Source organism: Vibrio neptunius (assembly GCF_000967495.1).
Classification (GTDB): domain Bacteria; phylum Pseudomonadota; class Gammaproteobacteria; order Enterobacterales; family Vibrionaceae; genus Vibrio; species Vibrio neptunius.
On record NZ_JXXU01000135.1, the window covers coordinates 1 to 4055 of the forward strand.

Annotated in this window: 4 protein-coding genes; 3 read left to right on the forward strand and 1 reads right to left on the reverse strand. The window is 44.3% G+C overall.

Translation table 11 applies throughout. The features are described 5' to 3' along the window. The first annotated feature begins 162 nt into the window (after window positions 1-162). Entirely contained in the window at window positions 163-453 is a 291-nt protein-coding gene (locus tag TW84_RS23360; RefSeq protein ID WP_084720287.1) for a GIY-YIG nuclease family protein, read from the forward strand. Window positions 454-532: 79 nt separating this feature from the next. Here TW84_RS23360 and nadK read toward each other — a convergent pair whose 3' ends face one another. Then, the gene (nadK, locus tag TW84_RS23365; protein WP_045978002.1) at window positions 533-1417 is read right to left on the reverse strand and encodes an NAD(+) kinase; all 885 of its coding nucleotides are present in this window, start codon (window positions 1415-1417) and stop codon (window positions 533-535) included. Window positions 1418-1561: 144 nt separating this feature from the next. On the opposite strand from nadK, the gene grpE reads away from it, so the two are divergent. Next, window positions 1562-2167: a nucleotide exchange factor GrpE gene (gene grpE / locus TW84_RS23370; RefSeq protein ID WP_045978003.1), complete on the forward strand. Its 606-nt coding sequence runs from the start codon at window positions 1562-1564 to the stop codon at window positions 2165-2167. Window positions 2168-2454: 287 nt separating this feature from the next. Continuing rightward, the gene (locus TW84_RS23375; RefSeq protein ID WP_045978004.1) at window positions 2455-3732 is read left to right on the forward strand and encodes a dicarboxylate/amino acid:cation symporter; all 1278 of its coding nucleotides are present in this window, start codon (window positions 2455-2457) and stop codon (window positions 3730-3732) included. Window positions 3733-4055: the final 323 nt, after the last annotated feature.

Here is a 4055-nt window from a genome sequence, read left to right on the forward strand (position 1 = left end):
GTTCGTCATGGTGTAGTGGCGGTGAATTAGATATGTCATTCCATAGAGCGACGAAGGAGCGAGTAGGGAATTTCGTAAAGGCTCGCTCAATAGTTCTTTTTTCAAACTTTTTATTCAGAGAACTCATCTACTATTGGTGCTGCCTGGGGCTCGGTATAAGGAATTTATGTGAAACAACCTGCGGTGTATATATTGGCCAACCAGTCAGGGAACTGTTTGTACATTGGTGTAACGAGTGATTTAAAAGCAAGGGTATGGCAGCACAAGAATGGCAGTGTCGGAGGGTTTAGCAAGCGATATAACATCGACTGTCTAGTTTACTATGAGCTTTTTCTTGATATCACAGACGCGATTTGTAGAGAGAAGCAGTTGAAAAAGTGGAAGCGAAAATGGAAGGAGAATTTAATCGCGAAAACGAATCGGTGCTGGGTAGACTTATACGACTCTCTTTAAGAGATTCCTGACTCTGTCGTACCTCCTTCTCAGGAATGACAGAACAATTGAACTCGTTCTGTCACTATCTATTGAATACTTAGAACAACTTACTTGACCAACCTAGCTTGTTTCTCAGTACATGGTAATAGCTGTAATCTTTCGGGTGGATCAAATTTAACGTATTGGGGCTTTGGTAAATATGAATTTCATCGCCCGGTGATACTGGTAGAGAAACTTGGCCGTCACAGCCAACTTCTTGAGTCCCTCTATTGTCTGGAGAGACAACCAGTTTAATACGACGTTTACTGTCTACAACTAACGGGCGGCTGGATAAAGTATGTGGAAACATAGGTACAAGAGAAATGGCATTTAGACTGGGTGATAAAATAGGCCCGCCGCCAGAAAGTGAATAAGCCGTTGAACCTGTCGGTGTAGAAACAATTAGCCCGTCGGCGCGCAGAGAAAAGGCGAAGCTTTCGTCTATATATACTTCGAACTCAATCATATGAGCCACTTGCCCAGGGTGCAGTACCGCTTCATTTAAGGCGGCGTTATGGCTCTTTACTTGCCCATGGCGGTGTACTTCGGCTTCGAGTAAAAAGCGTTCCTCTTCAAAGAATTCGCCATCAAGTACTTTTTTAAGTGCAGACTGAAAGTCTTCTGGATTGAGGTCGGTCAGGAAGCCAAGATTACCTCGGTTCACACCAATTACTGAGATATTGAAGCGCGAGAGTACTCTTGCTGCACCAAGCATATTACCATCACCACCGACGACAATCGCTAAGTCTGCTGCTTTACCCAGTTGAATCAGGCTCGCAAAATGTTCATTTGGTATATCGTCTAAAATTTCCGCTAACCTATCGTCAATAAAAACCTGATACCCTTCCGATTGGAGCCAGATATAGAGCTCTCTATGGGTCTGAATGGCTTGCTGATCTCGGGGTTTACCGATGATGGCGATCACTTCAAAAGGCTTTTTCATAGGTTTTCCGCACTAAATAGGCTTGATTCGACAATCTTCATCCCCATAATAATGGCAAGTTAGCTATTTATGCGAATTTTTATGTACCGAAAAGCGATAAACGTGATGCTTTAGGTACAGATGGAATTAAATTCTGGAGATATCATGAGCAACGAAGAAAACAAGATCAAAGAAGAAGAACTACAGCAGCAAGACACTGCACAAGAAGTTGAAGCAGAAGTTGTAGGTACTGACGCTGATATCGAATGGAACGAAGAAACAGACCAAGATGAACAAGAGTCGAAGGTTGCTCAACTTGAAGCGGCACTTCTATCGAGTGAAGCGAAAGTAAAAGAGCAACAAGACTCTGTTCTTCGTGCTAAAGCTGAAGTTGAAAATATGCGCCGCCGTACAGAGACGGAAATTGACAAGGCACGTAAATATGCACTGAACAAGTTTGCAGAAGAACTGTTGCCGGTTATCGACAACCTTGAGCGTGCAATTCAAGCTGCCGATACAGATAATGAAGCAGTGAAACCAATCGTTGAAGGTGTTGAGCTTACACATAAAACGTTCGTTGATACGGTCGCTAAGTTTGGTTTGAAAGAAATTAACCCGGAAGGTGAAGCGTTCAACCCTGAAATGCATCAGGCGATGTCTATTCAGGAGAGCCCAGATCACGAGTCAAACACGGTTATGTTTGTCATGCAGAAAGGCTATGAGTTGAATGGTCGTGTGATTCGCCCTGCGATGGTGATGGTGGCGAAATAACTGCTCCCCCTAGACTGGTGAAGTTAAAGAAAAGAGAGGTCAAAACCTCTCTTTTTTTATCTTGTCGAAACGTTGAAAATGACCAAATAAACGCATTGATTCAGTAAATTACATTGTGGTCAAAGTATATTCGAAAATTTATTTCCTATTAGAAATATGTAACATTATCGTAAACAAGCGCTTTATTTTGTAACTTTTGTGTGTATTATGTGCGAACTCTGCCGCGTATTTAGGCGGAATTAACTATAAAATCATAAAATACAAACACAACATTCTGGAGATAAAGGATGGATAAATCGCTTTCAAGCAAGATATTTGTAGGCTTGTTCGCTGGCCTGCTGATTGGTACTGCGATTCAGTACCTGTTTAGCGGAATTGCTATTTTTGATACTTACCTTCTAGGCGCAGCGGAAGGCGCAGGTGGTATGTTCGTATCTCTGATCAAACTTCTCGTTGTTCCACTGGTCTACGTTTCTATCGTATGCGGTATTGTAGATCTAAAAGACATCACTGCGTTTGGTCGTCTTGGCGGTAAAACTTTTGCCCTTTACATCTTTAACACCATCATCGCGATTACCGCGGCACTGACGGTTGGTCTTATATTCCAGCCGGGTGCTGACGCGAATCTAGCGGGTACGATTTCAGAAACGGTTAAGCTAACGACGACTGAAACACCGGATATCTTCTCACTGGTCGTTAACATCGTACCGAGCAACCCGGTTCAGGCATTCGCTAACGGTGACATGCTGCAAATCATTTTCATGGCAATCTTGACAGGTCTTGCTATTCAAGCGCTTGATTCACGCGGTGGCCCTGCGATCCGCACGTTCAAGATGGCTAACGAAATCATGATGAAGCTTGTTGGTCTAGTGATGAGCCTAGCGCCATACGGTGTATTTGCACTGATGATTCAGCTAGGTGCCACGCTTGATGCCAACACACTCATGTCTGTTGCAGGCTACGTCGCACTTGTTGTTTCAATGCTAGTATTCTGGATCTTCTTCTTCTACCCAATGGCAGTAGGCATTGCGACAGGGACTTCTCCAAAGACGTTCCTACGTGCAACTCGTGAGCAGATCCTATTCTCTCTATCGACAGCAAGCTCTAACGCTACGATCCCTGTAACAATGCGTACTCTAACTGAGAAGCTAAAAGTATCTAAGTCAGTAGCAGGCTTTGGTGTACCACTAGGTGCAACCATGAACATGTCTGGTGTTTCTATCTACATCGCACTAGCAACTATCTTTGTTGCGAACGCGTTTGGTCAGCCAATCAATACTGCTGACGTATTCACTCTAGGTTTAACTATCTTGCTGCTATCAATCGGTGCGGGTGGTGTTCCTGGTGGTGGCGTGGTAATGGTCGGTGTTCTTCTTCACCAACTAGGTCTTCCACCAGAAGGTCTTGCAATCATCGCAGCAGTAGACCGTATCAACGATATGTTCTGTACTTCTTCTAACGTAGTAGGCGACACAGCTGTAAATACTATCGTTGCTAAATCAGAAGGTGAAATCGGTAAAGAAGAGGCAGAAGTAGAAGCACAACCTGCACAAGCGAATGCTTAATTTTTAAATGCTGATTATAGAAAGCGAGCCTCAGGGCTCGCTTTCTCATTTAAGGACGCTCCGCTTGAGGAGTTGGGATGCGGGAACGCGTTGCTCCGAGAACGGGCTACGCCCGCGAGAATCGGGAACGGGCTCCGCCCTTCGAGAAAAGAGTCTTACGACTATTTCGGATTCTTCTGCTGGGTTGTTCCATAGATCGAGTAAGGGTTCGACTCGCATTAAGAGCTCCCCAACTCGTTCGTACCTCACTCTTGAGGATGACGTTGTTTGGGATGGCCTGATGTATAAGCAGTCATTCCATAGAACGACGAAGGAGTGAGTAG